General features: G+C 42.7%; 22 protein-coding genes, 2 tRNA genes and 1 pseudogene. 14 read left to right on the forward strand and 11 right to left on the reverse strand.

The genetic code is table 11. From position 1 onward, the window contains the following. Positions 1 to 277: 277 nt before the first annotated feature. The 4 genes from ME3_RS06695 (at position 278) to glmM (ending at position 6,771) form a co-directional block, all read left to right on the forward strand. Positions 278 to 1,129, forward strand: a complete 852-nt coding sequence (locus tag ME3_RS06695; protein WP_156785844.1) for a tol-pal system YbgF family protein — start codon at positions 278 to 280, stop codon at positions 1,127 to 1,129. Continuing rightward, positions 1,114 to 2,733 (forward strand): tRNA lysidine(34) synthetase TilS, encoded by a 1,620-nt coding sequence (gene tilS / locus ME3_RS01765; RefSeq protein ID WP_007476561.1) that lies wholly within the window; start codon positions 1,114 to 1,116, stop codon positions 2,731 to 2,733. Before ME3_RS06695 ends, tilS begins: the two co-directional genes overlap by 16 nt. Positions 2,734 to 2,870: 137 nt before the next feature. Next, a complete protein-coding gene (gene ftsH / locus ME3_RS01770) occupies positions 2,871 to 4,904 on the forward strand; it encodes an ATP-dependent zinc metalloprotease FtsH (protein WP_007476563.1) in 2,034 nt (677 codons plus the stop codon). 517 nt (positions 4,905 to 5,421) lie between these two features. Next, entirely contained in the window at positions 5,422 to 6,771 is a 1,350-nt protein-coding gene (gene glmM, locus ME3_RS01775) for a phosphoglucosamine mutase (protein ID WP_007476564.1), read from the forward strand. Positions 6,772 to 7,226: 455 nt separating this feature from the next. Here the strand turns inward: glmM and ME3_RS01780 are convergent, their stop codons facing one another. Further along, a complete protein-coding gene (locus ME3_RS01780; protein ID WP_007476567.1) occupies positions 7,227 to 7,664 on the reverse strand; it encodes a phage holin family protein in 438 nt (145 codons plus the stop codon). A gap of 3 nt (positions 7,665 to 7,667) precedes the next feature. Then, positions 7,668 to 7,997, reverse strand: a complete 330-nt coding sequence (locus tag ME3_RS01785) for an ElaB/YgaM/YqjD family protein (RefSeq protein WP_007476569.1) — start codon at positions 7,995 to 7,997, stop codon at positions 7,668 to 7,670. 937 nt (positions 7,998 to 8,934) lie between these two features. Here ME3_RS01785 and exbB point away from each other — a divergent pair. Beyond that, entirely contained in the window at positions 8,935 to 9,747 is an 813-nt protein-coding gene (exbB, locus tag ME3_RS01795) for a tonB-system energizer ExbB (RefSeq protein ID WP_007476574.1), read from the forward strand. Next, the gene (locus tag ME3_RS01800; RefSeq protein ID WP_007476576.1) at positions 9,744 to 10,310 is read left to right on the forward strand and encodes a biopolymer transporter ExbD; all 567 of its coding nucleotides are present in this window, start codon (positions 9,744 to 9,746) and stop codon (positions 10,308 to 10,310) included. The genes exbB and ME3_RS01800 overlap by 4 nt, the downstream gene beginning before the upstream one ends. Positions 10,311 to 10,614: 304 nt before the next feature. Here the strand turns inward: ME3_RS01800 and dut are convergent, their stop codons facing one another. The 4 genes and pseudogenes from dut to ME3_RS01820 all read right to left on the reverse strand — a co-directional run bounded on the left by dut (position 10,615) and on the right by ME3_RS01820 (position 14,039). After that, positions 10,615 to 11,205, reverse strand: coding sequence for a dUTP diphosphatase (dut, locus tag ME3_RS01805; protein ID WP_007476579.1), 591 nt, complete (start codon positions 11,203 to 11,205; stop codon positions 10,615 to 10,617). A gap of 430 nt (positions 11,206 to 11,635) precedes the next feature. Then, positions 11,636 to 12,386 (reverse strand): annotated as a pseudogene (locus tag ME3_RS01810) (VIT1/CCC1 transporter family protein). A gap of 446 nt (positions 12,387 to 12,832) precedes the next feature. After that, entirely contained in the window at positions 12,833 to 13,402 is a 570-nt protein-coding gene (locus tag ME3_RS01815; protein WP_007476584.1) for a disulfide bond formation protein B, read from the reverse strand. A 34-nt stretch (positions 13,403 to 13,436) separates the two neighbouring features. Beyond that, positions 13,437 to 14,039 carry a YqaA family protein gene (locus tag ME3_RS01820; RefSeq protein ID WP_007476586.1) on the reverse strand — a complete coding sequence of 201 codons (603 nt, stop codon included), beginning with the start codon at positions 14,037 to 14,039 and terminating at the stop codon, positions 13,437 to 13,439. A 235-nt stretch (positions 14,040 to 14,274) separates the two neighbouring features. Here ME3_RS01820 and ME3_RS01825 point away from each other — a divergent pair. After that, positions 14,275 to 14,359 (forward strand) — tRNA-Leu (locus ME3_RS01825). Positions 14,360 to 14,550: 191 nt separating this feature from the next. Here the strand turns inward: ME3_RS01825 and ME3_RS01830 are convergent. The 3 genes from ME3_RS01830 to ME3_RS01840 form a co-directional block, all read right to left on the reverse strand. Next, positions 14,551 to 15,126, reverse strand: a complete 576-nt coding sequence (locus tag ME3_RS01830) for a hypothetical protein (protein ID WP_007476593.1) — start codon at positions 15,124 to 15,126, stop codon at positions 14,551 to 14,553. Positions 15,127 to 15,521: 395 nt separating this feature from the next. After that, positions 15,522 to 17,459: a toprim domain-containing protein gene (locus ME3_RS01835; protein WP_007476595.1), complete on the reverse strand. Its 1,938-nt coding sequence runs from the start codon at positions 17,457 to 17,459 to the stop codon at positions 15,522 to 15,524. 158 nt (positions 17,460 to 17,617) lie between these two features. After that, entirely contained in the window at positions 17,618 to 18,673 is a 1,056-nt protein-coding gene (locus ME3_RS01840; protein WP_007476597.1) for a YdaU family protein, read from the reverse strand. Positions 18,674 to 19,093: 420 nt separating this feature from the next. Between ME3_RS01840 and ME3_RS01845 the strand changes: the two genes are divergently transcribed. The 4 genes from ME3_RS01845 (at position 19,094) to ME3_RS01860 (ending at position 21,377) form a co-directional block, all read left to right on the forward strand. Next, positions 19,094 to 19,411, forward strand: a complete 318-nt coding sequence (locus ME3_RS01845) for a transcriptional regulator (RefSeq protein WP_007476598.1) — start codon at positions 19,094 to 19,096, stop codon at positions 19,409 to 19,411. 349 nt (positions 19,412 to 19,760) lie between these two features. Continuing rightward, the gene (locus ME3_RS01850; protein WP_007476600.1) at positions 19,761 to 20,150 is read left to right on the forward strand and encodes a hypothetical protein; all 390 of its coding nucleotides are present in this window, start codon (positions 19,761 to 19,763) and stop codon (positions 20,148 to 20,150) included. 6 nt (positions 20,151 to 20,156) lie between these two features. Next, positions 20,157 to 20,345: a hypothetical protein gene (locus tag ME3_RS01855; RefSeq protein ID WP_007476602.1), complete on the forward strand. Its 189-nt coding sequence runs from the start codon at positions 20,157 to 20,159 to the stop codon at positions 20,343 to 20,345. Positions 20,346 to 20,726: 381 nt separating this feature from the next. Continuing rightward, complete coding sequence (locus tag ME3_RS01860; RefSeq protein ID WP_007476603.1) at positions 20,727 to 21,377, forward strand: YqaJ viral recombinase family protein; 651 nt, start codon at positions 20,727 to 20,729, stop codon at positions 21,375 to 21,377. A gap of 446 nt (positions 21,378 to 21,823) precedes the next feature. Here the strand turns inward: ME3_RS01860 and ME3_RS01870 are convergent. Beyond that, a tRNA-Thr gene (locus tag ME3_RS01870) sits at positions 21,824 to 21,898 on the reverse strand. A gap of 202 nt (positions 21,899 to 22,100) precedes the next feature. Between ME3_RS01870 and ME3_RS07295 the strand changes: the two genes are divergently transcribed. The 3 genes from ME3_RS07295 to ME3_RS01880 all read left to right on the forward strand — a co-directional run bounded on the left by ME3_RS07295 (position 22,101) and on the right by ME3_RS01880 (position 24,048). Next, positions 22,101 to 22,235, forward strand: coding sequence for a hypothetical protein (locus ME3_RS07295; RefSeq protein ID WP_280641479.1), 135 nt, complete (start codon positions 22,101 to 22,103; stop codon positions 22,233 to 22,235). 247 nt (positions 22,236 to 22,482) lie between these two features. Next, positions 22,483 to 23,778: a UDP-N-acetylglucosamine 1-carboxyvinyltransferase gene (gene murA / locus ME3_RS01875; RefSeq protein ID WP_007476604.1), complete on the forward strand. Its 1,296-nt coding sequence runs from the start codon at positions 22,483 to 22,485 to the stop codon at positions 23,776 to 23,778. Between the two features lie 90 nt (positions 23,779 to 23,868). Continuing rightward, the gene (locus ME3_RS01880; protein WP_156785846.1) at positions 23,869 to 24,048 is read left to right on the forward strand and encodes a hypothetical protein; all 180 of its coding nucleotides are present in this window, start codon (positions 23,869 to 23,871) and stop codon (positions 24,046 to 24,048) included. A 29-nt stretch (positions 24,049 to 24,077) separates the two neighbouring features. On the opposite strand, the gene ME3_RS01885 is transcribed toward ME3_RS01880, so the two are convergent. Further along, positions 24,078 to 24,941, reverse strand: a complete 864-nt coding sequence (locus ME3_RS01885; RefSeq protein WP_007476606.1) for a TIGR00282 family metallophosphoesterase — start codon at positions 24,939 to 24,941, stop codon at positions 24,078 to 24,080. Positions 24,942 to 24,944: the final 3 nt, after the last annotated feature.

The raw sequence follows: 24,944 nt of genomic DNA on the forward strand, positions 1-24,944 counted from the left end.
CCCGCCTCTCCCCCCGAGCAGGGGTCCATCTTCTGATCAGAGTTTGGGCACATTGGTTGTCCAAAGCATGGGTCCAACTCTTCCCCCGAGTGTGGGCCCGTCTTCTGGTCAGAGTTTGGGTACATCGTCCGCCCATAGTATGGACCCGCCTCTCCCCCCGAGCAGGGGTCCATCTTCTGATCAGAGTTTGGGCACATTGGTTGCCCAAAGCGTGGGTCCATCTCTTCCCCCGAGTATGGACCCACTTTTTGTTTACAGTGTAGATGTGGCGCAAAAGGTGGCTGCGGATCGTCAGGATACTCTTCTTAAAGACAAAGATTTGGATCTTCTTTTGCGTGCGATACAGGGGGTTCTAGAGCGCGATAAACGGGGAGAGAGGGAAGAGCATTTGTTTCGGCAACACTTGCTTGATCTTTTTAATCAAGAGGGCTCTTTTCGTTATTATTGCCCTTCGAATAACCCTTATTTAAAGGAGGCAGCTCAGGTGATTAAGGGGCAAGGTGGAAGCCAAGATGAAAGTCAAGAGGAAGCGGTTTCAACTGGCAAGTACAATAAGGAGCAAGGGAGGAAAAAGAAGCACAGCAGAAAAAGGGGTAAGAGTGGTGTTGTTGATGGTATGGATGATGAGCGTAAAAATGGCATAAAAGCAGGGCATGGTGAGTATGTACAGCGTGGGGAGCAAGAGCGCGAAAAGGATGGTGTTGCCAAACAGGTGGACGGGGATGAAGACCAACGCTTATTGCCTAAGAAACTCTACAAGAAGGGCTATCATTTTATTCTTTCTGCCAATTATGCTGAAGCTGAAAAAGCTTTTTGTGCTTTTCAAAAGCGTTATAAACAAGACCCTTTAGTTGGTGATGCTGTTTTTTGGTTAGCAGAATCTTTGCTTGGGCAAGAGCGCTATCATGAAGCTGCGCAGGTTTATTTGTATGTATGGTATACGTATAAAAATACCTTATATGGTTCTGAAATTTTGCTAAAATTAGCGATGAGTGTGTCTGCTCTTGGTCAAAATAAAGCGGCTTGTGATGTTTTTGCTGACATTCCAAAACACTACCAAACGTTAGAGTGCGTTTTTTGTAAACGCCTAAAACAAGAACAGAGTCGTTCTCAGTGCTCATTCAATTAGCAAAAATTTTTAAGAAGTCAGATTTTTCCCATTGTCAGAAGTTGATTGTGGCAGCTTCTGGGGGGGGTGATTCGCTGGCTTTGTTGTTTTTGCTTAAAGATTATTTTAAGATACTGCTTTCTCCCCCTGAGATTATTGTTGTTACGGTTGATCATCAATTGCGTGAAGAATCAGCGTGTGAAGCTCAGAAGGTGGCAGAGATTTGTCGCGCTTATCAGATTAAGCATGTCATTATGCGGTGGGAAGGCACGAAGCCAAAGACAGATATTTCTCAAAAAGCACGTGTTGCACGGTATGATTTATTGTTCCAAGAAGCTGAAAAACAGGGTGCAACGCTCATTATGACAGGGCACACTCTCAATGATCAGGTTGAAACCTATTACATGCGCTGCCAACGTGTCTTAAAGGATAAAGCGGTTTCACAACAGGGCGGGCGGGGTGATGAGGTTTTTGCTTTAAGATCAGAAGGTGGGAGTTTTGTTAGTGTAGAACAGGGTGATGAGGCTGCTGGTGCGCGGTGTGGTGTTGAGGTTGTGGGTGTTTTACGAGAGGGGGAGCGGGGTGATTATAATAATACGTGGGAGGAAATGGATGTGATAAGCCCGTTAAAAGACACTAATGTTTTGAAAGACAATGGTGAATTGATTGAACGTGGTTTGTCTTGTATTGCGCGTGAAGCATTGTTGCGCCGAAAAGTGCGTTTGATTCGCCCACTACTTGGCATTAAACGCGATACATTACGCGCTTATTTGCGTTTGCGAGGAATAGCATGGATTGATGATCCGACGAATGATGATTTACATTTTGAACGCGTACGTGTGCGCCGTTCTATTCATTTTAAAAACTTTTCCGAAGTTGCTCAAAAAGTCAATGAAGCTGCATTAAAACGGCGTCAATACGCGCAGATGATTGCTGATTTGATTCTAGCCTTGGATGTTGTTGTTGAGTATGGGCGATGTTTTATTGAAAGGCCTGCGCCTTTTTTATGCCGTCATCCCGGTTTTCCATTTGTTGTGGGGTTATTTGCTGTGTTGATGGGAGGCAGCTCTTATTTGCTTGCATTTCAAAAGTTGAGCGCTCTTAATCAAAAACTGTGTTTCCACTCTTTAGAAAAAAAGCGCTTTACTTTGGCTGGGTCTCTTATCGAATATAGTCAAAAGGGGATTGCTTTTTGGCGTGAAGCACGAAATATTCAAGAAGCAATCATCCTTCCTGGGCAAACCCTTTTATGGGATGGGCGCTATCAGATCACCAATCATGAGAGAGATGCCCTTAAAGTGCGCGCAGCTGATCTTGTTCATTTAAAACAGTTTTTTAGGTATGGAAAATATTGTTCCAACACTCATATAATTAAGGAGGGTGAGGTGATTAGGGATATGGTTGATTTTGAAGCTATGGTTGATCGTAAACGACCTCATTTTCCTTCGTTGCAATCTCTTCCATTGGTTTTAGGGGCCAAAGGCATTGATATTCCAGAGCTTTCTCACCTCTTTTGTCGCCATAAAGTGACCGTGCAGCGCATTCTTGCACCCTTTAACTGGCTATCGTTACGCGAAGATGCCGCTCTTATTAATGTTGTAGAACCTTTTTTTAACATTACGTGAAAACATTATGTGAAAAAGATGCAGAAAAATCACTTTAAAAAATGATAAACATCTTATTCATGTCTTGGCAAGGCGTGGACAAGATTATATGTTACTCATTATTCTATAAAAATTTATATCTGATAAATGGACTGAATATGAATTCCAATTACCGCTCCCTCATGATTTGGGGGTTCATTGCCTTAGTACTCATTGCGTTATTTTCTTTTTTTAATGGAAGCACCCAGCGGACTGGGAGTAGTGAGCTTTCCTATTCTGATTTTTTAAAGAAAGTCGAGAATAATGAGTTTACAACTGTGACCATCCAAGGTCAAAAATTAACAGGACAGACTGCTGATCGTCGAATCATTTCAACTTATGCACCAAGAGATCCCTCTTTGGTACAGAAATTGGAAGATAAGAAGGTCAATGTGAAGGCTGTGCCTGAAAGTTCTGGGAATAGTATCTTTCTCAATTTATTGTTCTCTCTTCTTCCTGTTATTATTATCGTTGGGGCGTGGATCTTTTTTATGCGACAAATGCAAAATGGATCACGTGGTGCAATGGGTTTTGGGAAATCAAAAGCAAAATTGCTAAGCGAGGCGCATGGACGGGTCACCTTTCAAGATGTTGCTGGTGTTGAGGAAGCAAAGCAGGATTTACAAGAAATTGTTGATTTTCTACGTGATCCACAAAAATTTCAACGTTTAGGGGGGCGTATTCCCCGTGGGGTTTTACTCGTTGGGCCACCAGGAACCGGAAAAACCTTGCTTGCACGCTCTGTTGCTGGGGAAGCTAATGTTCCATTTTTTACCATTTCAGGGTCAGATTTTGTGGAAATGTTTGTGGGTGTTGGGGCAAGCCGTGTTCGTGATATGTTTGAACAAGCTAAAAAAAATGCTCCTTGCATTATTTTTATTGATGAAATTGATGCGGTTGGGCGTCATCGTGGTGCAGGACTTGGCGGTGGAAACGATGAACGTGAACAGACATTAAACCAATTGCTTGTTGAAATGGATGGGTTTGAACCTAATGAAAGCATTATTTTAATTGCTGCAACAAACCGGCCAGATGTGCTTGACCCTGCTTTGTTAAGACCAGGGCGTTTTGATCGACAAGTTGTTGTGCCAAACCCTGATGTTGCTGGGCGTGAGCAGATCTTGAAAGTTCATGTGCGCAATGTGCCTTTAGCGCCCAATGTTGATTTGAAAGTTTTGGCAAGAGGAACACCAGGATTTTCCGGTGCTGATTTGATGAACCTTGTTAATGAAGCTGCTTTAATGGCTGCAAGCCGCAACAAAAGAGTGGTGACAATGCAAGAGTTTGAGGATGCAAAAGATAAAGTTATGATGGGGGCTGAACGCCGTTCAACCGCTATGACACAAGAGGAAAAAGAATTAACCGCCTATCACGAAGCAGGGCACGCTATTGTGGCTTTAAATGTGCCTGTTGCTGACCCTGTTCACAAAGCAACAATTGTGCCAAGAGGAAGAGCTTTGGGGATGGTTATGCAATTGCCTGAAGGCGATCGTTATTCCATGAGCTATCGGTGGATGATTTCACGCTTGGCTATTATGATGGGTGGAAGAGTGGCCGAAGAATTAAAATTTGGGAAGGAAAATATCACATCTGGTGCGGCTTCTGATATTGAACAGGCCACAAAATTGGCACGTGCTATGATCACACGGTGGGGATTTTCTGACATGCTTGGCAATGTTGCTTATGGCGATAATCAGGATGAAGTTTTTTTAGGTCATTCGGTTGCAAGAACGCAAAATGTCTCTGAAGAAACGGCACGTATGATTGATGCGGAAGTGCGCAGACTCATTGATGATGCTTATAAAAGTGCAACAAAAATTCTTACAACAAAAAAGAAACAGTGGTTCGCCTTGGCGCAAGGCTTGTTAGAATATGAGACATTAACTGGTGCAGAAATTAACGAAGTGATTGCGGGTAAACCACCTTCACGCACACAGGGTAATGATCATGTGCCTTCACGTACTTCATCTGTGCCTAAGACAGGTGGTAAGGGTGGAAAAGAAAAGCCCAAATCTTCTGCTGCGGAAAAGAAAACGGATGTTACTGAGAAAAAGGTGCGTAGTTCTAAAAGTGCTTCTAAAAATACGCTAAAAGCAAGTGATGACAAGAAGGTGAAAGCAAAGAGTGATTTTAAGAAAAATCCAGATGCTTAAAAATGGATGGGTGGTGCTCAATACAAAAACTTCCCCTTAAGATTTGAGTAAAGTAGTAAGCAGCAGGGTTTTAGTGACTTAAGTCGGGGATTTTAACGATAAGTGAGAGGTTTTTGGCTGGTGTGTAGGCTTTCTTGTGCATGCAGACAAGTTTTGAAGAGATGGAAGAGTGTTAAGGTGTTGCTTTAGTGGATTATCTATTGGGAACAGGATTTTTGTGCGTGAGTAAAGGTTGTTTATCTCAATAGGTTCGTGCGAGAGGTTGGTCTTTTTTTAGAGATTGGGGGCTTTGTGAGAAGGGGTTTAGGAGTGGTCCTGAAGAGCGAGGTTTGTTGAGAGCGGTTGGTAATTTGGCAGAGATTGATGGGGGCATTTTGGTGAGCTGAGTGGTTTGTGGTTTAAAGGGGTGATAGCTTGAGGGGGGCGATGTTTCCTGAAGGGGCTGTGATAGAGTGGTTGGTAATTAATTTGAGAGGTTAATGACCCAAAGGGTCTTCTGGGTGGAAAGGGAGAAAAGATGGCGCAAAAATATTTCGGAACAGATGGTATTCGGGGGAAAGCCAATTGTTTTCCTATGACACCAGATTTTGCCATGAAAGTGGGGATGGCTGTGGGTGTTTTTTTTCGATCACAAGGGCAGCCGTGCCGTGTGGTGATTGGTAAAGATACTCGATTGTCTGGTTATATGCTCGAAAATGCTTTGGTTTCAGGATTTACCGCTGCTGGAATGGAAGCTTTCTTGCTTGGGCCTGTGCCAACCCCTGCTGTTGCCATGCTTTGCCGTTCTCTGCGGGCAGATATTGGAGTGATGATTTCTGCTTCTCATAACCCTTATTACGACAATGGAATTAAGCTTTTTGGCCCTGATGGTTTTAAGCTTTCAGATAAAATTGAAGCAAAAATTGAACAATTACTTGAGAAAGATCTTTCACATTCTTTAGCAAGTTGTGCAGAAATTGGGCGTGCAAAACGGGTTGAAGGGGATATTTACCGTTATATTGAATATGCAAAACGCACGCTGCCGCGTGATGTGCGTTTGGATGCTTTGCGTATTGTGGTTGATTGTGCCAATGGTGCTGCATATAAGGCTGCACCACTTGCTTTATGGGAATTGGGTGCAGAGGTTATTGCGATCAATCATGAGCCTAATGGTTTTAATATTAATCAAGAATGTGGATCCACTGATCTGACTTCTTTAAAGGAAAAAGTTCATGAGGTACGTGCCGATGTGGGAATTGCTCTTGATGGGGATGGTGATCGTGTTTTGATGGTTGATGAAAAAGCCCAGACCGTGGATGGTGATCAATTGATTGCGGTGCTTGCTGAGCATTGGCACAAAACTGAGCGGCTACAGTGCAATGGTGTTGTGACAACCATTATGGCAAATCTTGGACTGGAGCGTTTTTTAAATGCTAAAGGGTTGGATTTGTTACGTACTAAGGTTGGGGATCGCTATGTTGTCGAAGCGATGCGTGAGAAGGGTTATAATGTTGGTGGGGAAAATTGTGGACACATTGTCTTGAGTGATTTTGGGACAACAGGTGATGGGTTGGTTGTTGCTTTGCAGATTTTAGCGTGTATGAAAGAAAGCCAACTTTCGATGAGCGAGCTGTGTAAGCGTTTTGAGCTTGTGCCTCAAATTTTGAAAAATATAACAATTAAAGACAAAAATGTATTGAATAAATCTCCGGTCAGAGCTGCGATTGATCAAGTAATAGAAAGGTTGGGAAAAGAAATACGATTGGTTATTCGTGCTTCTGGAACCGAGCCGTTGATCCGTGTGATGGTTGAAGGTGATGATACTAAAGCCATTGAAACTATTGCGGCAGATATTGCAGATGTTATTGTGCGCAATGATCGTGTTTAGAATGCTTCAAGTATGGCTGTAGAATGCCCTTCCTGTGGGAGGGGATGTTTTAAGAGAGATCTAAAGCGCCTTATCTTGTGGGGGATTTTGGGTGGTTGAGGATTACTCTTTCCACTAAAGGCTGGTGAAAACAAATCGCGGCTATAAGCTGAATTAAATCAATCCTATTCGTTTATCATTCTGATGAGGGTAATAGGGTTTACTTTATTCGTATCTTTATGTGCTTGAGGTTTTCTCAATATTTCATGAGCGAATTTGGTTAAAGGCGTGTGTGCTTTTTACACAGGTGAATGTGCGGGGAAGAAGATGAGGGTGCTTTATTAAGGGAGCGTACTTGAGAGGGGACAGATGTGCTCTTGTGGGACAAGGTTGTGCTTTTTGCAGAGGAAAAAGGCACATTCTCTCGGTATAGAAAGAATGTGCCTTTGGGGGGTGAATCACAATAGCTATATGTTTTAAAAGTGATCTTTTTTATCTTTTTGCCACAAAAAGTAAGCTGCAAGTCCCAAGACTGGCAATCCTAATTTAACAAGAGGCAAGTATTTTCCCAGCATTGCGATGCTGGAAAGAGTTGACTCTGTCATAAACTTACGGTGCTGTTCTTTATAGTATCTTTGAGAATTGCGTTGTTGATATGCTTTGAAAAACCGACTTAGCAAAACACTTAATCCTGCAACAAAAAACCAAATGAATACCATTGTTGTGGCTGCTCCAACTGGGTGCATTACTAAACGCAATGCAAGAAAGCTCAAGACATTTAAAAACACTAGAGCTATCAATAATGAAAACCCAATAATCCCAAAGCAAATTGCTTGGATACGGATCTGTCTGATCAGATTTTTGAGATTTCCACCAGTCAATTGGTATAGTAAGGATATAATAGACATTTGCATGGGTTAACGGCGGATCAAGTAAGAGAGAACAAAACCAATACCCGCTGCAACTAAAACACTCTTGCTAGGATTTTTACGTACATATCTGCTTAAATTATGTTCAAAATCACTTAAAACGTCTTTGGCTTGTGATGCAATGTCTTCACCATTGTCTTTTATTGAGGTGTAGAGTTTTGTTGCTTTGTTTTTGGCTTCGCTTAATAATGTATTTGAACCAAGGTCACTTAGTGCTGAGGTTATGTTTGCCATTTCACTGCGTAATTGTTTCAATTGAGCGTGCAGGTCTTTTTCTGTTGATGTTGCTCTGTCATCTACTGTTTTGTTGTTTGCCATAATGATTCTTCTTTCTTTTTCTTGGGTTATTTTTGATTCATGGTGAAGGTCATCACCTGAGTCAAAGATTTGAACATTCGTTAATGTTTAATGCCGCTAAATCATATTGGTTCCATGTGTTATACAATTTATAAGTGTATTTTATAAATGTTGTTTTTCTTCAAGGAGTCTTGATGGTGTAAGATAGGTTACGCAAAAATTCTTTCATGGCATGGACAAAATTTTTATGATTCTTTTTTTCATGAGGTTTTGCGACAGTCTATGTCCCCCTTTGTGATTGAACTGTTAGATTTTATAAATAAACCTATGATTGTATATGCGAACTTGTGGGGGTATGGGCTCTCTTTAAGAGAAATGCATAAGCGCATGAGAGGGGTATGCATGCGGGGTGTGAGTGGGGGGGTGCTGAGGCGTGAGGGGGTAAGGGTGGTGCTGGGGCTTAGGTTTGAAAGGGTGGGAATAAACGGGCAGACTTGGGAAGAGGAGTGATGATGTGTGGGAGAGAGGAGGTTCTGGGTGTTGTGTGGTGTGCGAGCTTGGAGGAATGTGGGTACTATTGTGGGATTAGTGTGAGTGGGAAAGATGGTCAGGGTAGTTAAGCAGGAGAGGGTTTGGAGTGTGCTTGAGAGGGGGAAGATGTGTTCTATAGGGGTAGGTTGGGTGCACCGATATGGAGGTGCGTGAGGTATGGGGATGTTGAAGCGTGAAAGGAATATGCGTTGAGGGGGAGGGATATACATGAGGTATGTGAGTGTATGGTTGGGGTTTTAAGAGAGGTGTGTGAACGGCTTTAGGTTGTGTGGGTGAATGATTGGGTTTTGTGAGCAAAAGTGATGGTACTTTTTATTATAAACTGGACTTGATTTGTCTTCTTTTATTTTTTATAACCTGTTTTTTAAAGGAGGGGGAGGATCATTTTGGAGATTTGTGAGAAACAATGGAATCTGCAACAGGGGCTTTAGATAAGAGTTTTACTCTATTTTCGGCGGGTGATTTTTCTCCCTTGTCGATGTTCATGGCTGCCGATAGGGTTGTACAGGCTGTGATCGTTGTGTTGATGCTTGCTTCTCTTATATCTTGGACGATTGCTCTGGCTAAAATTATTGAAATAACATGGGCAAAGCGCAAAGCACGTCGTACATTGCAGTTTGTTCTAAACGCTCAAACTTTCACACATTTGACCTCTGATTTCAAAAATCAGCAAGAAACAAATTTGGTTTTTCTGGGGGCAGGTGCAGTCTTTTTGGAAGAAACGCTCAAAGAGGTAAATCTTTCTACTCAGCAGGTTGTCTTTATCAAGTTTCAAGGTTCCAGAGAGCGCAGAGATGACGATGCTACTTTGTGTGCTTTCAATGAGGGGGTGAAAGAACGGGTACATTTGCTTTTAGCTCGGTGTGTGCTAACTGCTACAAGACGCATGGCTTATGGGACTGCTGTTCTTGCAACCATTGGTACTATTGCGCCTTTTGTTGGGCTTTTTGCAACCGTTTGGGGGATTATGAATGCTTTTATTGGGATTGCTCAAACTCAGACAACGCGCTTGGATGTTGTGGCGCCCGGAATTGCTGAAGCTTTGCTTGCAACGGCTGTGGGGCTTTTTGTCGCTATTCCTGCTGTTGTTATGTATAATGGTTTAACGCGTGCTCTTAATGGATATCGAAATGATTTAGGGGATATTGCTGCTACTATTGAAAGGCTTTTGAGCCGTGAACTCGACCAACAAAGACAGCAAAAAAGCCGCAAACAATGAAAACAGACTATCATAATGAATATGAGGGCGATGATTTTCAGGTTCAAAGTGAGATCAATGTAACACCTTTTATCGATGTTGTTTTGGTGCTTCTTATTGTGTTTATGGTGGCTGCACCTTTGGCAACATCTGTTATTTCTGTTCAGTTGCCCTCTGTAACAAAAACACCTGTTTCCCAACCTGATAAGCCTCTTTATATTACCTTACAAAAGGATCATTCTTTTTATGTTGGCGACACTCTTGTGGAGGAGGGAGAATTTATTGAGATCTTGTCTAGAGAAACTCAAGAAAATTTAGAGACAAAGATTTTGATTCAAGCAGATGAAGAAATCGACTATGGCCGCGTTGTCAATGTGTTGGATCAGTTGCAAACAGCTGGATATACAAAAATTGGTCTTGTGGGAATGCACAAAACTTTAAACCATGATGAAGGGAGAAATGGTAAGGAAGAAAACAGGGGTGATAGGGGGAATAATGGTAAGGGGGATGGTAATGGAAGCAGCAATGGTGCAGGGAGAAATGGGGGTAATGGAGGGAACAATGGTAATGGAGATAGCGGGTAAAGAGCCTGCAGCTGATACCACGTTTTTTCATGAATAAGGTTTTTTTATGAGCCTGAAAAGAGAAGAGCCTTTCTCTTGAAGATAGTGGGCAAGGTGTTTTTTCAGATAAAAAAGCTTTCGTTTTCCAGAAGTGGAGAGGGGTTTGTTTGTGTTACTTGCGTGGTGATGGGAGAGGCATTCTCTTATAAAAATGCGCTAAGAGGTTGCGTTTTAAAGCAGGAGAATAGCTTTTTAAAAGCGCGGGGGGTCTAGCACTTTATAGAGGTGCGGGGGGGGATAGATATTAGGACCGCGGGGGGGATTATTAATTGTGCCCTGTTGAGCCAAAGCCGCCTGTTCCACGCCCTTGTGTGTGGTTTTCTTCGTGCGTTCTACATGGGGTGTTTTCTTGATTTGGTTCGATGACATGGACATCGACTTGAGTAACGGGTGCGATGACTGTTTGTGCAATGCGCATTCCACGTTGAATGGAAAAATCTTCTTGCCCTAGATTGATGAGAAGAACTTTTACTTCACCACGGTAGTCACTGTCAATGGTTCCGGGGGTGTTTAAGCATGTGATGCCATGTTTTAAAGCCAAGCCAGAACGTGGACGTATTTGTGCTTCATAGCCAGATGAGAGGTGGAAAATTAAACCTGTGGGGATGAGGGCACGTTGCCCAGGAGTTAAAACGATTGTTTCATTTTCTGCCAATGCTGCCCGCAAATCAAGACCAGCAGAGCCAGCTGTAGCATATTGGGGAAGATCTAAATTTTGTCCGTGGGCAAGGCGTTCTACTGAAAGGGTACGCTTTTGTGAAGAGGTGGAGGAAAAATCACAAGAAGAGGTACTCTTTTGGCTGTGTGCATGAGCACTGTGAGAAGGGTGAGACGAAGTGGAGGAGGGGTGAGGCATAACGTAGAGTTTCCAAAATATAAACGACGGCAACTCACTTTAACAAAAGCTTCCAAGCAAAACAAGCCGGCAAAGATTTGCAGGTGGAGGGTTATGTGGGGGTGCTAATAATGGCCTACTGATGAAGGTATGCCGATGAGAGGTTACTGATGGAGGTTTGCCCGAGAAGAGGCTATCGGTGAGGCACAAGGAAGTATGAGAGGGGATGAAAAAATCACAAGAAGAGGTGCTCTTTTGGCTGTGTGCATGAGCATTGGGAGAAGGGATGTGAGATGAGGTGGAAGAGGGGGGTGAGGTGGTGAAGTCGAAAGAGAGGTGAAGAGGCGATGAGGTAGAGGGATGAAATGAAAGATGGGGTGGAGAAGCGTGAGATGAAGCGGGAGAAGGGGGATGATGAGGTGGGGTGGGAAGAGGAATCAGGCGTTTTTGTTTATATGCTGCCAATTAGGATACCTGTTGCAAGGACTAATGCTCCACCCACGATGACTTGGAAAGAAGCGCGCCAGAAAGGCGTGGCCATCAATTTATTTTGAATCCAGACAATAGCTCAGAGTTCAAAAAATACGATGAGACAAGCAAGGGTTATTGCAAGGTAAAAGTTGTCAATAAGATAAGGAAGAGCATGGCCTTAGCCCCCCAAGCATTGTCATGACGCCGTTGGCAATGCCTCTTTTTAATGGAGAACCACGCCCCGATAATTTTCCATCATCATGGGCTGCTTCGGTAAAACTCATTGAAGGACCTGCACCAATTGCAGCAGAAAAATCTATCAAAAAAGTTTGATAGGTATCACCTGTTGCAAAGGCTGCTGCAAAAGTGGGGGCAAGGGTTGAGACAGGTCCATCCATTAAGCCTGCAAGGCCAGGTTGAATCCACGTTAAAAGTGTTTGTTTATGTGTTTGCGTTTGTGATGGGGTGGCTTGATTTTCTCCTTGTGCTGTTTGAAAATTTGCTTCTTGGAGGGGGATATCTGAAAGGGAGGGCTCATTAGGTGAGGGGTGTAGAGTTGTTGCATGAATGTTGCAAGCCATGCGCAGAGATTTTTGAAAATGCTCAAGCTCTTTGGTGCCCATTTTGGCAAGGATTGCAGCTTGCTCTGGGCAATGTTCTTGTAAGGCTTTGGGATATTTTAAATAAAGTGCTGCTTGTTTTTCTTGTAATTTGAGAACACAAGCGACCATTTCTTGGCATAAAGGGGGCTCAAAGGCATTATGAGATGAAGAGGGGGAAGAAGATGAAGGGGGCTTTGACATTGTTGCTCTCATTATTAGAATAATTCTAAAATGTAGGGCATAAAACAAAAGTCAATTTTGGATATCACTGGATATCAAAACTCAATCGTGGGTGTGAAATCAATCTTGAATGTAAAGTCTAATTTTGGGGATGGAGTTAATTTTAAGTGTAGAGTGCCTTAAAGTTTAGCTGCACTGTAGGGTACGGGTTGTGTTGTAGGATGCAGTTTGGGTTATGGGTGGTGTGAATTTGTGTAGGGTGTGTAGAGAAAGGGATGCGCTTAAGAGGGCGTGCGGGTGTGTACACGGGTGGCGCGTGTTAGAGGGGGGTATGTGCCTTGTGTTAGAAGGTAGCGCTATAGCTTTGCAGATTTTTGCTCTATGGTGTTTATTTTTCATCCATCATTTGAGAGGAGCCCTTTGGATGCTACATACAGACTAAGGAGCATGAACAACAAACTGGCAAGGACATTCCACCCAGCAAATGACAGAAAAAGGAAGCGCATTGGTGCTTGAGCACAAGAGGGAGATGCTGGAGGCTTTTCCAGTGAAGTAAAAAGCTGGTCTACACCTGTTGTGAGTGTTGTTGTATTTAAGCTGCAGTGGGCTGGTGCTGGCCAAAAGTGATATTCAACACCGGTATGATAGATTGCAAGCCCAAGGCTTGTTGCCATGAGTACGAAAACGCATATGAATAAAAACCGTACCAGAGAGGGTAGGCAAGAAGCCCATGCTAAAAGGCCTGCTAAGATTAAAAGCGGGAGAGCTCCATAATAGGGAAGGCGCTCAAGCAGGCATAAGTGGCATGGAAGATAACCACCGATAATTTCAAAGCTTAGTGCGATAGCCAGTGTGGCGACAAGGCAAAGGGTTAGAAAAAAGGCCCACAAACTTTGCTCTTTATTGCTTTGTTTGCGATAAAGATGTTTCTTCATAAAGCATTGGCAAGACAAAGAGGCATTCATTTAACATATTCCTTTAAGTGGACGAGGAATGATTTTAAAAAGCAGAGAACAATTTATAGACTAAGAGGTTATAGACTAACAAGAGAAGAATCAAACCAATGGGCACAAACCACCTAAAGTGACGAAGGAGCAGATCGATCGCTTTTTGACCAAAACGTTGAATAAACCAGGCAAAAAGATAAAAACGAGCCCCACGCGCTAAGAAACAGATGACAATAAAAAGCGGGAGAGGTACGCCCATGACCCCTGATAAAAGCGTGACAAGTTTGATGGGTGGAAAATGGAAAAGCCCTGATGTAATCAGTAAAATTACGAGAAATTTTAGTGTTGCAGCATTTTGAAATGTCTGAAAACTTTCATATTTACCGTAAAATTCTAAAATCGGTTTAGCGATGGTGTCGTAAGCATAAAAACCTATAATCCAACCAAATGCTCCCCCTAAAGTAGAGCACAATGTGCCAATTAATGCATAGTGATAGGCTTTTTGCGGGCGAACAAGCGCCATTGGAATACACAAGACATCAGCCGGAATCGGAAAAAAGGAACTTTCAAAAAAAGCAATAAACCCAAGCCAATGTGGCGCTGTGCGACGCTGTGCTAATGATACGACCCATGCTTTTAATTTGGTTAACATCATGGTTTTAAAGCCCCTATAGTATAGTTTCCCCTATAGTTTTTTCACATATTTTAAAATTAAACCAGGTCAATTCAATAGGTTAAACATGATGCATAGACTTTAAAAAACAAAAGTCCAGTTAAAAAATAAAAGTCCAGTATTGACGAATCTCTACTTCTTCATATAGTGCAAGAGAAAAGGGCACAAGCTTGTCTTGTGTCTTGATAAAGCTGCAGTGTGATAAAAACTACAGTGTGCGGGTGTGGTGGAACTGGTAGACGCGCCAGACTCAAAATCTGGTTCCGAGAGGAGTGTCGGTTCGAGTCCGACCACCCGCACCATAGACAAACTTCTTGCAGACATGGATGTTTGCTTGGGTAAATGAAGAGGTGCGTTTACTTGAGAGAGACCCGAGGGTGTATGCTGTTTTTTCAATTTAGTGCAGTGGGGAGGGATTTCGCTCCCTTTGTTGAATGGGGGCACTGTTTTTGGAGTTGAGGTGGGGGAGTTTTTAGCGTTTATTTAAGACTATTTAAGTTTTTGCATAACCCCAATAGGTTGCCATTAGATCTAGACAATCGCGTAAATGATCGGCAAGAGAATTTTGCCTGCGTTTTAAAGGGCTTAAATCTTTGATTGATTGGTTATAGCCGATTACTTGCTCAACAAGTTGATAGCCAAGAACACCCAGTTGAATCTTAATCGCTTGTAATTGATCTGTTGCTTCCATTTGGCGTTCAAGGGTATCTGTATAATAATGTCCGCCATCGACTTTTTGACGGGTGTAATCGATGCCCATGTGTGTGTTACCTTGTTGTATGTTCCAATAATAATAAAAACGTTCTGCTACTTTATATTGTGCTTTGCTGATATGTCCTTTTGCATATAAAAGGGCAATGGGGCGGCTATGGGCGTTAGAAACTGCAACAATGGTGCGTGGGTTGCTGGGGCTTTCTTGATGGGTTGGTTGAAAATAAGGATTGCTTGTTTCGATAAGCATTTCTTCTGTTTTTAGGTGGCCAATGCGCTGGTGTTTTGTATATGGGTGTGCATAATTTACAGCGTTCTTTTTGAGTGCACTGGTATTTTTATCGTGTTGATATTTCATTGTTTTCCTCCTTTAAGATGAAAAATGTATCAGAAGATTTTCAAATGAAAGTGAAAGGGATTAAATGAGAATGGGGTGGGAGGGTTTTTAAATAAGAATGGGGGTTTTAAGAAAATGGGAGGGGATGAGTGAACATAAGAGGGTGATCAGTAAAAATGATAGGGGTTAAATGAAAATAAGGGGGTAAATGAGGGTGATGAGGATGAGTGAAAACGGGTTTTAAGTGAGAAAAAATTACTAAAGTGGTGTGTGTTAACATGGGCTCTTTATGGTGTGAGTGTTTTTTACGCTGTGGAGTGTTTTTAAAGATGGAGGAGTATTCTTTAGGGGATGGTTTTGTTTTTTAGGGGTGATTTGTTTTTAAGGTGTGACGTGTGTTGGGTGGTGGGTGTGCTTTAAGGGGTGAGGCAAGGCTGCATTGTTGGGCAGGGTTGTAAGAGAGGGGAGGTTGTATGTTCCTTTTGTGATTGTGAGGGTTGTGTGTTTGTGTGCTCTTGGGGATGTGATAAAGAATGAGGTTGTGATGAGGGATGTTTGTCTGTGAATTCAAGATAATGGCGAGGTTCTTGGTGGGGTGTTGAAGAACAACGGTAGCGGTAGGTTTTAGGGTCAAACCAAAGGCCGATTTTTCCTTCAAAATCGCCTGAGCGTTGTTTGGCGATGTTCATAATTACCCCGGGGCGGGCTGCTAGTTCAGCTTTTTCTGTTGCACGTTGGGCTGAAAGAATTTTATCCTCTAAAGAGCGGTTGCGCCAGATGGTAATGATATTAAACGCATTGGCTCCAATTTCTGAAGCTCCTTTTATGTCTTCAGTGCCAGGAATATCTTTCTCTATACCACTTTTGCGTGCATGGGCGACAAGGTGAACGTGCACTGCATTTAAGATTGCCCAGTCAACAATTTTATAGACTGCTTGTTCTTGTCCTGTGTAATCATCTGCTGCGATTCCAAGCCGCATTAAACTGTCGATAATAAATTGATCACAGCCATATTTTGCACGGCAATAGTCAAAGACATCAAGCAGGGTTTGGATGCCTGATTTACCTACGTGTTCATACAAAATAAGACCGTCATCTAAAAAGTGAAGAATCTGTTCAATCATGGTTTTTGTTGGTTGGTGTTCTCCCCCTGTTTGCCTGATGAGACGGCGAAGCGATTGTTCCCCCTTCATTTCGAGTGAGGCTAAACAAAGACGGCTTTTTTGTGCAATCCAATGGACAATACAGTCTGATAACAATTGGCTTTTGCCGGCACCGCTTGCACCGCTCCAAAGGGTTAATTCTGCTGGGCGAAAATACAATTTGCCATTTAACTTTGGATAGGGAAGTGTGTAGCCGAGATGTTGTTTGGGAGTGGGCCAAAACAACTCGATCACCTGGTTGTGATAATCAGATGCACGTTTTAATCCCTCTGGTGCAAAGCTTTGGGCTTTTGAAAAAGCTGCTTTTATGGTTGAAGTCTCGACACCTGCTTTTAAACAGTCATTGGCATCTTTACAGGGCAAGTGGACACGATAACATCGATGGCGACCAAGCCTATGGGCAATTTCAAGGGCTGCTTCTTCACCTGGCTTGTCCATGTCGGTTGCTAAGAAAATTTTCTCGAAAGGTTCTAGATGATCGAATTCATTTTCAATCCAAGCGTGTTTTCCCCCCTTGCCCCCTCCAAAGGGGACTGATAGGGCTGGGTACCCATAGGCTGCTAATGAAAGTGCATCAATTTCTCCTTCGGTGATAACAAGGGTGCGCTGTGTTGGGCAGAGAGCCTGCCAGCCAAATAAAATCGGTTCACAATGAGAGGCTGTAGGTTTTGCTTTTGCACCGTCTTGTGCGGCGCGCACTTTTACCAAGGCAAGTCTGCCATCGGGCTTATAAAATGGAAAAATGATCTGGTTTCCATCTTCTTGGATGCGATAACGTTTTAAAATATCCAAGGGGATATGCCGTTTTGTGTGTAAATAATTTTTCACCTCATGGCGGGGTTCGCCTCCTTTTGGAACAGGGGGAAGGCGATAGGGATGACGTGGGGCCATAAAGGGTTTTGGGCGTGAAAGATTTAAGTAAGAACGGGCTTCATTTAATGCTTGAGAAAGGCTGATCCCTTTAACAGCACACCATAGGTCTAAAAGGTCACCGCCACTTCCTTCTGCAAAATCATACCACAGACCTGCTTTGCTGCCTTTTAAACAAAGTGATAAGCTTTGACCCGGTTCACCTTGTGTGCTGCCCACAATCCAATCATTACTGCGTTTTTTCCCTTGTGGGAGAAGTATTTGTGCAACCGATTCTACTTGAGATGCAAGCTTTTGTTTGATTTCAAAAATCGTGTTCATGTTCCCCTGCTTGTAGTAGTCTATATCGTGTTTGTGTTGTGTTTGAAGTTTATGTTTGTGTTGTGTTTGTATGGCACTTGAAGTTATGTTTGCATTGGTTTGCTGGTGTTACTTTGTTTGTCTGGTTGTATTGGCTTGGGTTTTGATTTGGGTTTTTGTTACTTTGCTTGATAATTGATAAGGTTGCGGTAAAGGGCATCTTCTTGAGTGCTGTGAGGCAGTGTGTTTGAGCCAGGTGATAAAGCGCAAAGCCTTTCTTGATTTTCTTTTAATCGCTCGATTTCACGCCGATACCAATTGCGCCATGTGGCTGACCAGTCGACCTTTAGGGCTTGTTTGCCGCTTTTAGCATGCCAATAGTCGCGAAATTTCTTTTCTTGCCAGCGGGCTTGTTCTTCGCTCAGACCTTCTGAGATTGCTGCGTGAATGTCGCCCATCCAGTTGGCAGGAAGGCGGTGGCCTTTCAAGCTTTTTGCGGTGGAAGAATGCGCGCTGGAGTAGGATTTTGTTTCAGGATATGTGGTGGCAAGGTTTGGTGCGAGGAGTTCAGTGGCGATGTGCTCAGTGGGGAGGAGCTCGATGGATGATGAGAGGGTGGTGGAAGAATGAATGGTGGATGGGTATAGAGCGGTCTGCTCAGTGGAATGCTCAGCGGGGTGCTTTGTGGAGTGGGATTGTGTAGGGAGATGTTTTGTGGAGTGGGATTTGGTATCAGAACAGACATCCTTCTTTTGTGAAACACCGTTAGGTGTTTTTTTTTCTTCCTTCTGAGCTTTTGAGTTAAGTTCATCATCTGTAGGGCATGTGTTGAGCAGATGTTGAATTTTTTCATTGATTTTTTTACGTTTTTGTGCCGAAAAACGACCTGCAGAAGATTTTTGTTCAAGCAATTGTGCGCGCTCACGGAACACATTTTCGCATCGCTTATTCCATAATCCACAGGTTAAATTTAAAATCTTGCCTTCTGCAATCAACATTTCTAAAACATTAATAAAAGTTCGCTTATCACAACCACAAAGGCGTGCTAAACGTTCTTCTGATAAATCTAAAGGACGGCCCCTTGCATAAATTTCATTAAGAAGAATTGTATAAATTCCAATTTCGTGTGCACGCATTCCACGTACCCCACCTAAAAAGTCATTTTGATACCAGCAAACATAAGGAAGTATAGACGGTTCATAATTGGGAAATTCAGATTGTTCAGCTTGTTTCATGGGAGATAAGCTTTCTTAATGGGAGGTTAAGCTTTTTAAAGGTTTTGTTTTTTTGTTTAAAATGTTTTTGATTTGTTTTGGTTTTATTTCATTTTGTTCTATTATTTGTTAGAGTACTGTATTTATTTTTTGTATTTATCTTAAGTCATCTGAAAGTCAGTCGTGTTTACTAGAAGAGATGGAGTTTGCAATTTGAGGTTGCATAAACTGTAAAGGATAAATAATACATACAGAAGATGCATAGGCTTTGGAGGTGGGCTGCGTGTAGCTTTTGGGGTGTTTTATTGTTTTTTGATAAAATGTAGAATTCACTCCCTAAAATAAAATTTATTTATAATTTTATATCCTCTTTAAAGGATATTGCAAGTCAATTTTATGAAAGACTGTGTATTTTATTGAAGACAGCTAAGGGTGAGACTTATGAATATTGATGGTTGGCGTCATAGATTAAATGAGGCACTTATAAAAAGTGGACGATCAAAGCGCTCTATTTCCCTTGCAGCAGGAAAAGGGGCGGGTTATCTCCATTCTATTCTTTCTGAAGGGAAAGACCCTACGATTGAATCGCTTTCGGACGTGTGTCAGACAATTAATGTGAGTATGAGCTATATTCTTTATGGAGAAAATCCTGCCCCTGAAGATCGTGAATTTATTGATCTTCTTGCAAAAATTTCTCCTGAGGAACGACAGGCAATTTTAACTCTCTTGCGCAGGCCAACTGACGAAGTAAAACCATAACAGCTTTTTGACTTTCAGGCTCAAGATTTCTCCAATACTGTATCAATTTTAAATCACTCATTTCAGCTCTCCCAATCTGTTTGTGTCTATTGACACATCTGTTTTTGTCTATTTATTGTGCTCTTTTGTTTGTTTTTGTGTCTATTTAGAACAAATAGAGAACAACGAAAAATGGGATAGAAAATTAGTCAATTTTTACGCACTGTTAAAATGTTCGCAAAAATTAAAATATATCTTTTATTAAGAATAAAACAGTTGACTTATCTTCCATAGAGGAGATAAGACTAACGCTATATTTGACTATGTCAAGACAGAGTTTAGCTTTATCAACTGTCTAAGGGAGAAATTTATGAAAGACATTCCATTCATTAAAGAGGATGAAATCCTCATCATTCTTGGTGAGGATGCAGATGATGATGTTTACGTTGGGCCTATTGATCACCTTGAGGAGGTTTTGGATCTTATGGAGCAATGTGATGCTGTTCAAAGATTTTTACGGCTCGATTTAAAGACTCTCCATGCTGATGATGTGAGTGAGCAAGTTGCTGAAGTGTATATGAAATGTCACGATCTTGATGAGCAAGATGATTACTTTCATCCCTTTATTCTCGATAGTGATGTGTATCATGAGTATTTAGAAGACAAGGCTAGCCGTGTGTATCAGGATAATGTCTATGGGTCTTATGAAGAACAGCATCGCTTGCGCCCGTGTGATGTTTTGGACCGTTATTGGAGGTAAATTATTATGGCAAACTATCTTCAAACAATTTATCACGGGGTTCCCCTTTATTATGCTGGAACTCTTCGCAACACGATTAAGCTTGAACCACAAAAACACAAGGCAGTTCCTTTTATTTCGCGAAAGGTTGCTCAGCGTGTTGCTTATAATTTGAGCTGCCGCTCACCCCAAAACGATTTTTATGTAGTGCCATAGGTTGATTGTTTTATTCTCCTCTCTAAGGGAGATTTTCCTTGGAGAGGGGGGGGGATCTTTATGTATGGGGGCCTTTGGGGACGTGTTTGGGAGGGCCCTCTTCGAGAGGATTTTTAAAAGAACATATGATGTGGGGAGATGAGGCTGGTGTGAGTGGAGAGGATAGATAGGAATGGTTTTGGGAGGAAGATGGCGTTTGGGGGTGAGGGTTGGATATGTTGGTGGAGGAAGATGAGAGTCAGGTTGGGTTTGCCGCGGTGGTGGGGCGGTTATTTGAGATGTACTGGTGGAAGGATTAGGTGAAGTTTGATGACGGCTGTGGGAGATGGCTAGGGGGTGTGAGAAGAGAATAGAGAATAAAGAAGGGGAGATGGAGAGATAATGCCAATTATTATTGATTGTGTTCAAGGAACAGATGAATGGCGTCAGGTGCGAAATGGTTTGATTACAGCTTCTTTGTTTGAGATGGTTATTGCGCGCAAAAGAGATGGACAAAAAACACAGAAATATCAATGTGTGATGATGAAACTTGCAGGAGAAAGAATCACAGGAAAATCTGTAGAAGAGGGGACAACAGTGTCTATGCGACGTGGTACACAGTTGGAACCAAACGCGCGCCAGCTATATGGGATGTTTACGCAGACAGAGCCTGAATGTATTGGTTTTGTTTTAGCTGATGATCGCAAGAAAGGTTTTTCGCCCGATGCTTTTATTGGGGCAAGTGGTCTGTTGGAAATTAAAACGAAAAAACCTGAAATTTTGATCCCTCATTTTTATCAAAATACGTTTCCTGTTGAGCATAAGGCACAATGCCAGGGGGGGTTATGGATTGCTCAACGTGAATGGGTAGATTTGATGCTTTATTGGCCTGATATGCCGCTTTTAATTAAACGTGCTTATCGTGATGAACCATATATTCGTAGGCTTGAAGCTGAAATTAACCGTTTTAATGATGCTTTGGAAAATATGGTGCATAAAATTCAACAAGCTGACACAAGGGTTCTTCACAATACGTCGAGGAAATGGACTTAGAGAGATGCGTTAAAAGGTGGATCTGGAAAAGTTTAGCTGTGTCGGTAGTTGGAGTTGAGGGGGAAGATTGGGCTCCGGGGAATTTTCTTTGGAAAGGGGGCTTGTTTGTGGGGGATTTATGGTGTGCTTGAGAAGGGCTATATCTAGCAAGAGTCTGGAAAGAGGGGGGCGGCAGGCAGATTGCGTTGGTAGAGAAAAGGCTGAGGGGGTGGAAGATTGGGCTTTGCCGGTGATGAGGTGGTTGTTTGAGGTGTACCAAGGAGGAGAGGTCAGGAAGTTGAGAGGATGGGTGTTGGATGGCGTTTGAGGGTGATGATTGGGTGTACTGGGGGAATGTTTAGGAAGGGTGTGCAAAAGGGGGTGCAAGGCAGATTTGCATCGGTGAAGAAAAGGTTGAAGAGGTGGGAGATTGGGCTGTGCCGGTGGGGGAGAAGAGGTTGCTGGAATGGTGCTACGAGAGAGGATTGAACTCTCGACCTCTCCCTTACCAAGGGAGTGCTCTACCACTGAGCTACCGCAGCACTTGTCGGTCTTTGCGCTGCTTTGTGCCATATTGTTATAAAATAGGCAAGAGAGCATTTATCTCTTCTTGCAAGAAAACGCTTCTTATGGCATGACGTAGATGTTTTTTAAAGAAATTCTTGACTTAAAATATATTATTCTTCCAAAAGGTTATAAAAGCAAAAAGCTTATGAAAGCTAAAGGGCTATAAGAGTTATTGCTATGACACATCAAAACCAGAATACACAAACAAAAGATGCCCAAAATGATAAGAAAAAACAACGTGAGCAAAGGCTGACAAAGCAATTGCGCGACAATCTGAGACGGCGAAAAGAACAAAGTCGAAAACGCTCGTAGGAAGAGTGCACAAAAGAATTTTCAGTTTACGAAAAAGAGCGTGTGGTTTAAAAAATGTGACGCCAATTCTTTACACTACACTCTTTACACTATACATCAGTGTGATTTTAATGAATGAGTGCTAAACCATAGCAAAGAATCACTGCCCCAGAAATGACATTATTGTGAAAAGAGAACTCAAAAGATAGAATAAGGTAGAATAGACAATAAGGTAGAGTAAGATAGAATAGGATAGAGTACAAATACGATGGATTCGATTAAAATTATTGGAGGAAATACACTCCAGGGGGTTATTCCTATTTCGGGTGCTAAAAATGCTGCTTTGCCTTTGATGATTGCGACATTGCTTACTGAGGAAACATTGATTTTAGATAATATTCCTCATTTGAGCGATGTTGAGCTTTTGATCCGAATTTTGAATAATCATGGTGTCGGTTATGCTGTTGAAGAACGGAAAGTTCATAAAGATTGCGCCGATTCAAGAACAATCCATTTTACTGCAAAAACAATCACATCAACGCGTGCTCCTTATGAACTTGTGACAAAAATGCGTGCAAGCTTTTGGGTTATCGGGCCTTTGCTGGCACGGTGTCGGGAAGCAAATGTTTCATTGCCTGGGGGATGTGCTATTGGAACAAGGCCGGTTGATTTTATCCTCGATGGGCTCAGATGTTTAGGCGCGCAAATCACCATTGAAAAGGGATATGTTCATGCGACAGCACCCCAGGGATTAAAGGGGGCGCAATATCAATTCCCTAAAATCACTGTTGGGGGAACGCATATTATGCTGATGGCTGCTACCCTGGCACAGGGCAAAACTGTTCTTAAAAATGCAGCTTGTGAACCTGAAGTAACAAACCTTATTCAAGCACTCAAAGCGATGGGGGCTAATATCATCGGGGAAGGTACCTCAACCCTTACAATCCATGGGGTTGAAAAATTGCACGGTGCACGGGTTGGTGTGATTGCTGATCGAATTGAGGCAGGAACCTACGCAATGGCTGTGGCAATGACTGGTGGACAGGTGTTGTTGAAACATGCAAACCTTGATCATCTCATTGAAGTGCTTGAAGTGTTGCAAAAGGCGGGGCTTACTATTAAACACAAACCAGATGGTCTTGAAGTTACCCGTGATTATACACAAACAAAGATTACGCCAGTTGATATCACAACTGCCCCTTTTCCTGCTTTCCCAACCGATCTTCAAGCACAATTTATGGCCTTGATGGTGTGTGCTCAAGGGTGTGCGAGGATTACTGAAACCGTTTTTGAAAATCGATTCATGCATGTGCAAGAATTGGTGCGGTTGGGTGCGCAGATTACGCTTGATGGAAACATGGCCATTATTCATGGAACCAATCATTTGCAAGGGGCACAAGTGATGGCTACAGATCTACGCGCTTCCGTTTCTCTTGTTATTGCTGCACTGGCTGCACAAGGAGAGACAATTATAGGTCGCGTTTATCATCTCGACCGTGGGTTTGAACGGTTGGAAGAGAAATTGTCCAATTGTGGGGCCAATATTGAACGTATAACGGCTTGAGTAATGCCCTCTTCTGCGTCTTCTTCGAGGGGTTTTTTCTTTGGTAGGGCCCCTCTTTTTAAAGAGCATGGAGGAGAAGGATGTGAGCTAGTGCAGGCAGAAAGAAGTGCGGGGTATGGGGAACGTGTTTTTGAGGATGAATCTGGTGGAGGCGTGAGTGTGGGAGGTTGCATAAGTTGGGAAGAAAGGGGTGAGGGGCTTAAGTTCAGGAGAGGAGGAGGCTTGAAAGGCCGTGTGGAAAAGAAAGGCGTGGGCATGAATTGGGAATAAGGTGAATGGTGCTGGGGAGAAGTGTGGTCTTAAAGCTGAAAATTTTCTGGGAGAGCTTCCCAGAATTCTGGGATCTCGTTCTTTAAACGGGGACCTAAGCGTACGGCTGAAACATGTTGGGCAAGGCCTGTGCGATCTGAGAGTTCAACGGCAAATCCACAAAGTGTTATCGGGCCTTGCGCGGGTTCATAACGACTCCGTTTTTTCTTATAAAGAAAACGGTATAAAGGCTCTTCCTTATCCATACCAAGAGAGGAGTTGTAATTTCCGCACATTCCTGCATCTGATAAATAAGCGCTGCCTCCTTCTAAAATCTGTGCATCAGCTGTGGGGATATGTGTATGGGTTCCTACGATAACGCTGACACGACCGTCAAGAAAATGGCCAAAACATTGCTTTTCACTTGTGGCTTCTGCATGAAAGTCAAAAATAATAGCGTCTGCCTGTTCACGCAAAGGGCAGGCGGAAACAATCTTTTCGGCTGCTTCAAATGGGTCATCGGCGGTACATGGCATAAAGACGCTTCCCAAAACATTGGCGACAAGAACTTGTGCTCCGTTTTTTGCTGTTATGAAACAAGAGCCTCTACCGGGGGTACCTTGGATAAAATTGGCAGGACGTAAAAAACGCTCGCTATAAATGGCAAATTTCAGAGTTTCTTTATGGTGAAAAGCGTGATTTCCTGTAGTGACAACGTCAACGCCTGCTGCTAAGAGGTCTTGATATACATCTTGCGTGATACCAAAGCCATGAGAAGCGTTTTCACCATTTACAACAACACAGTCAAGTTGCCAATGTTCAATGAGCTTGGGAAGTGTGTGACAAACAGTGGAACAGCCTATTTCCCCCACAATGTCTCCTAAAAATAAAAATCGCATAAGCATTTTAAGCATAAT

The organism is Bartonella melophagi K-2C, assembly GCF_000278255.1.
GTDB classification, from domain to species: Bacteria; Pseudomonadota; Alphaproteobacteria; order Rhizobiales; family Rhizobiaceae; genus Bartonella; species Bartonella melophagi.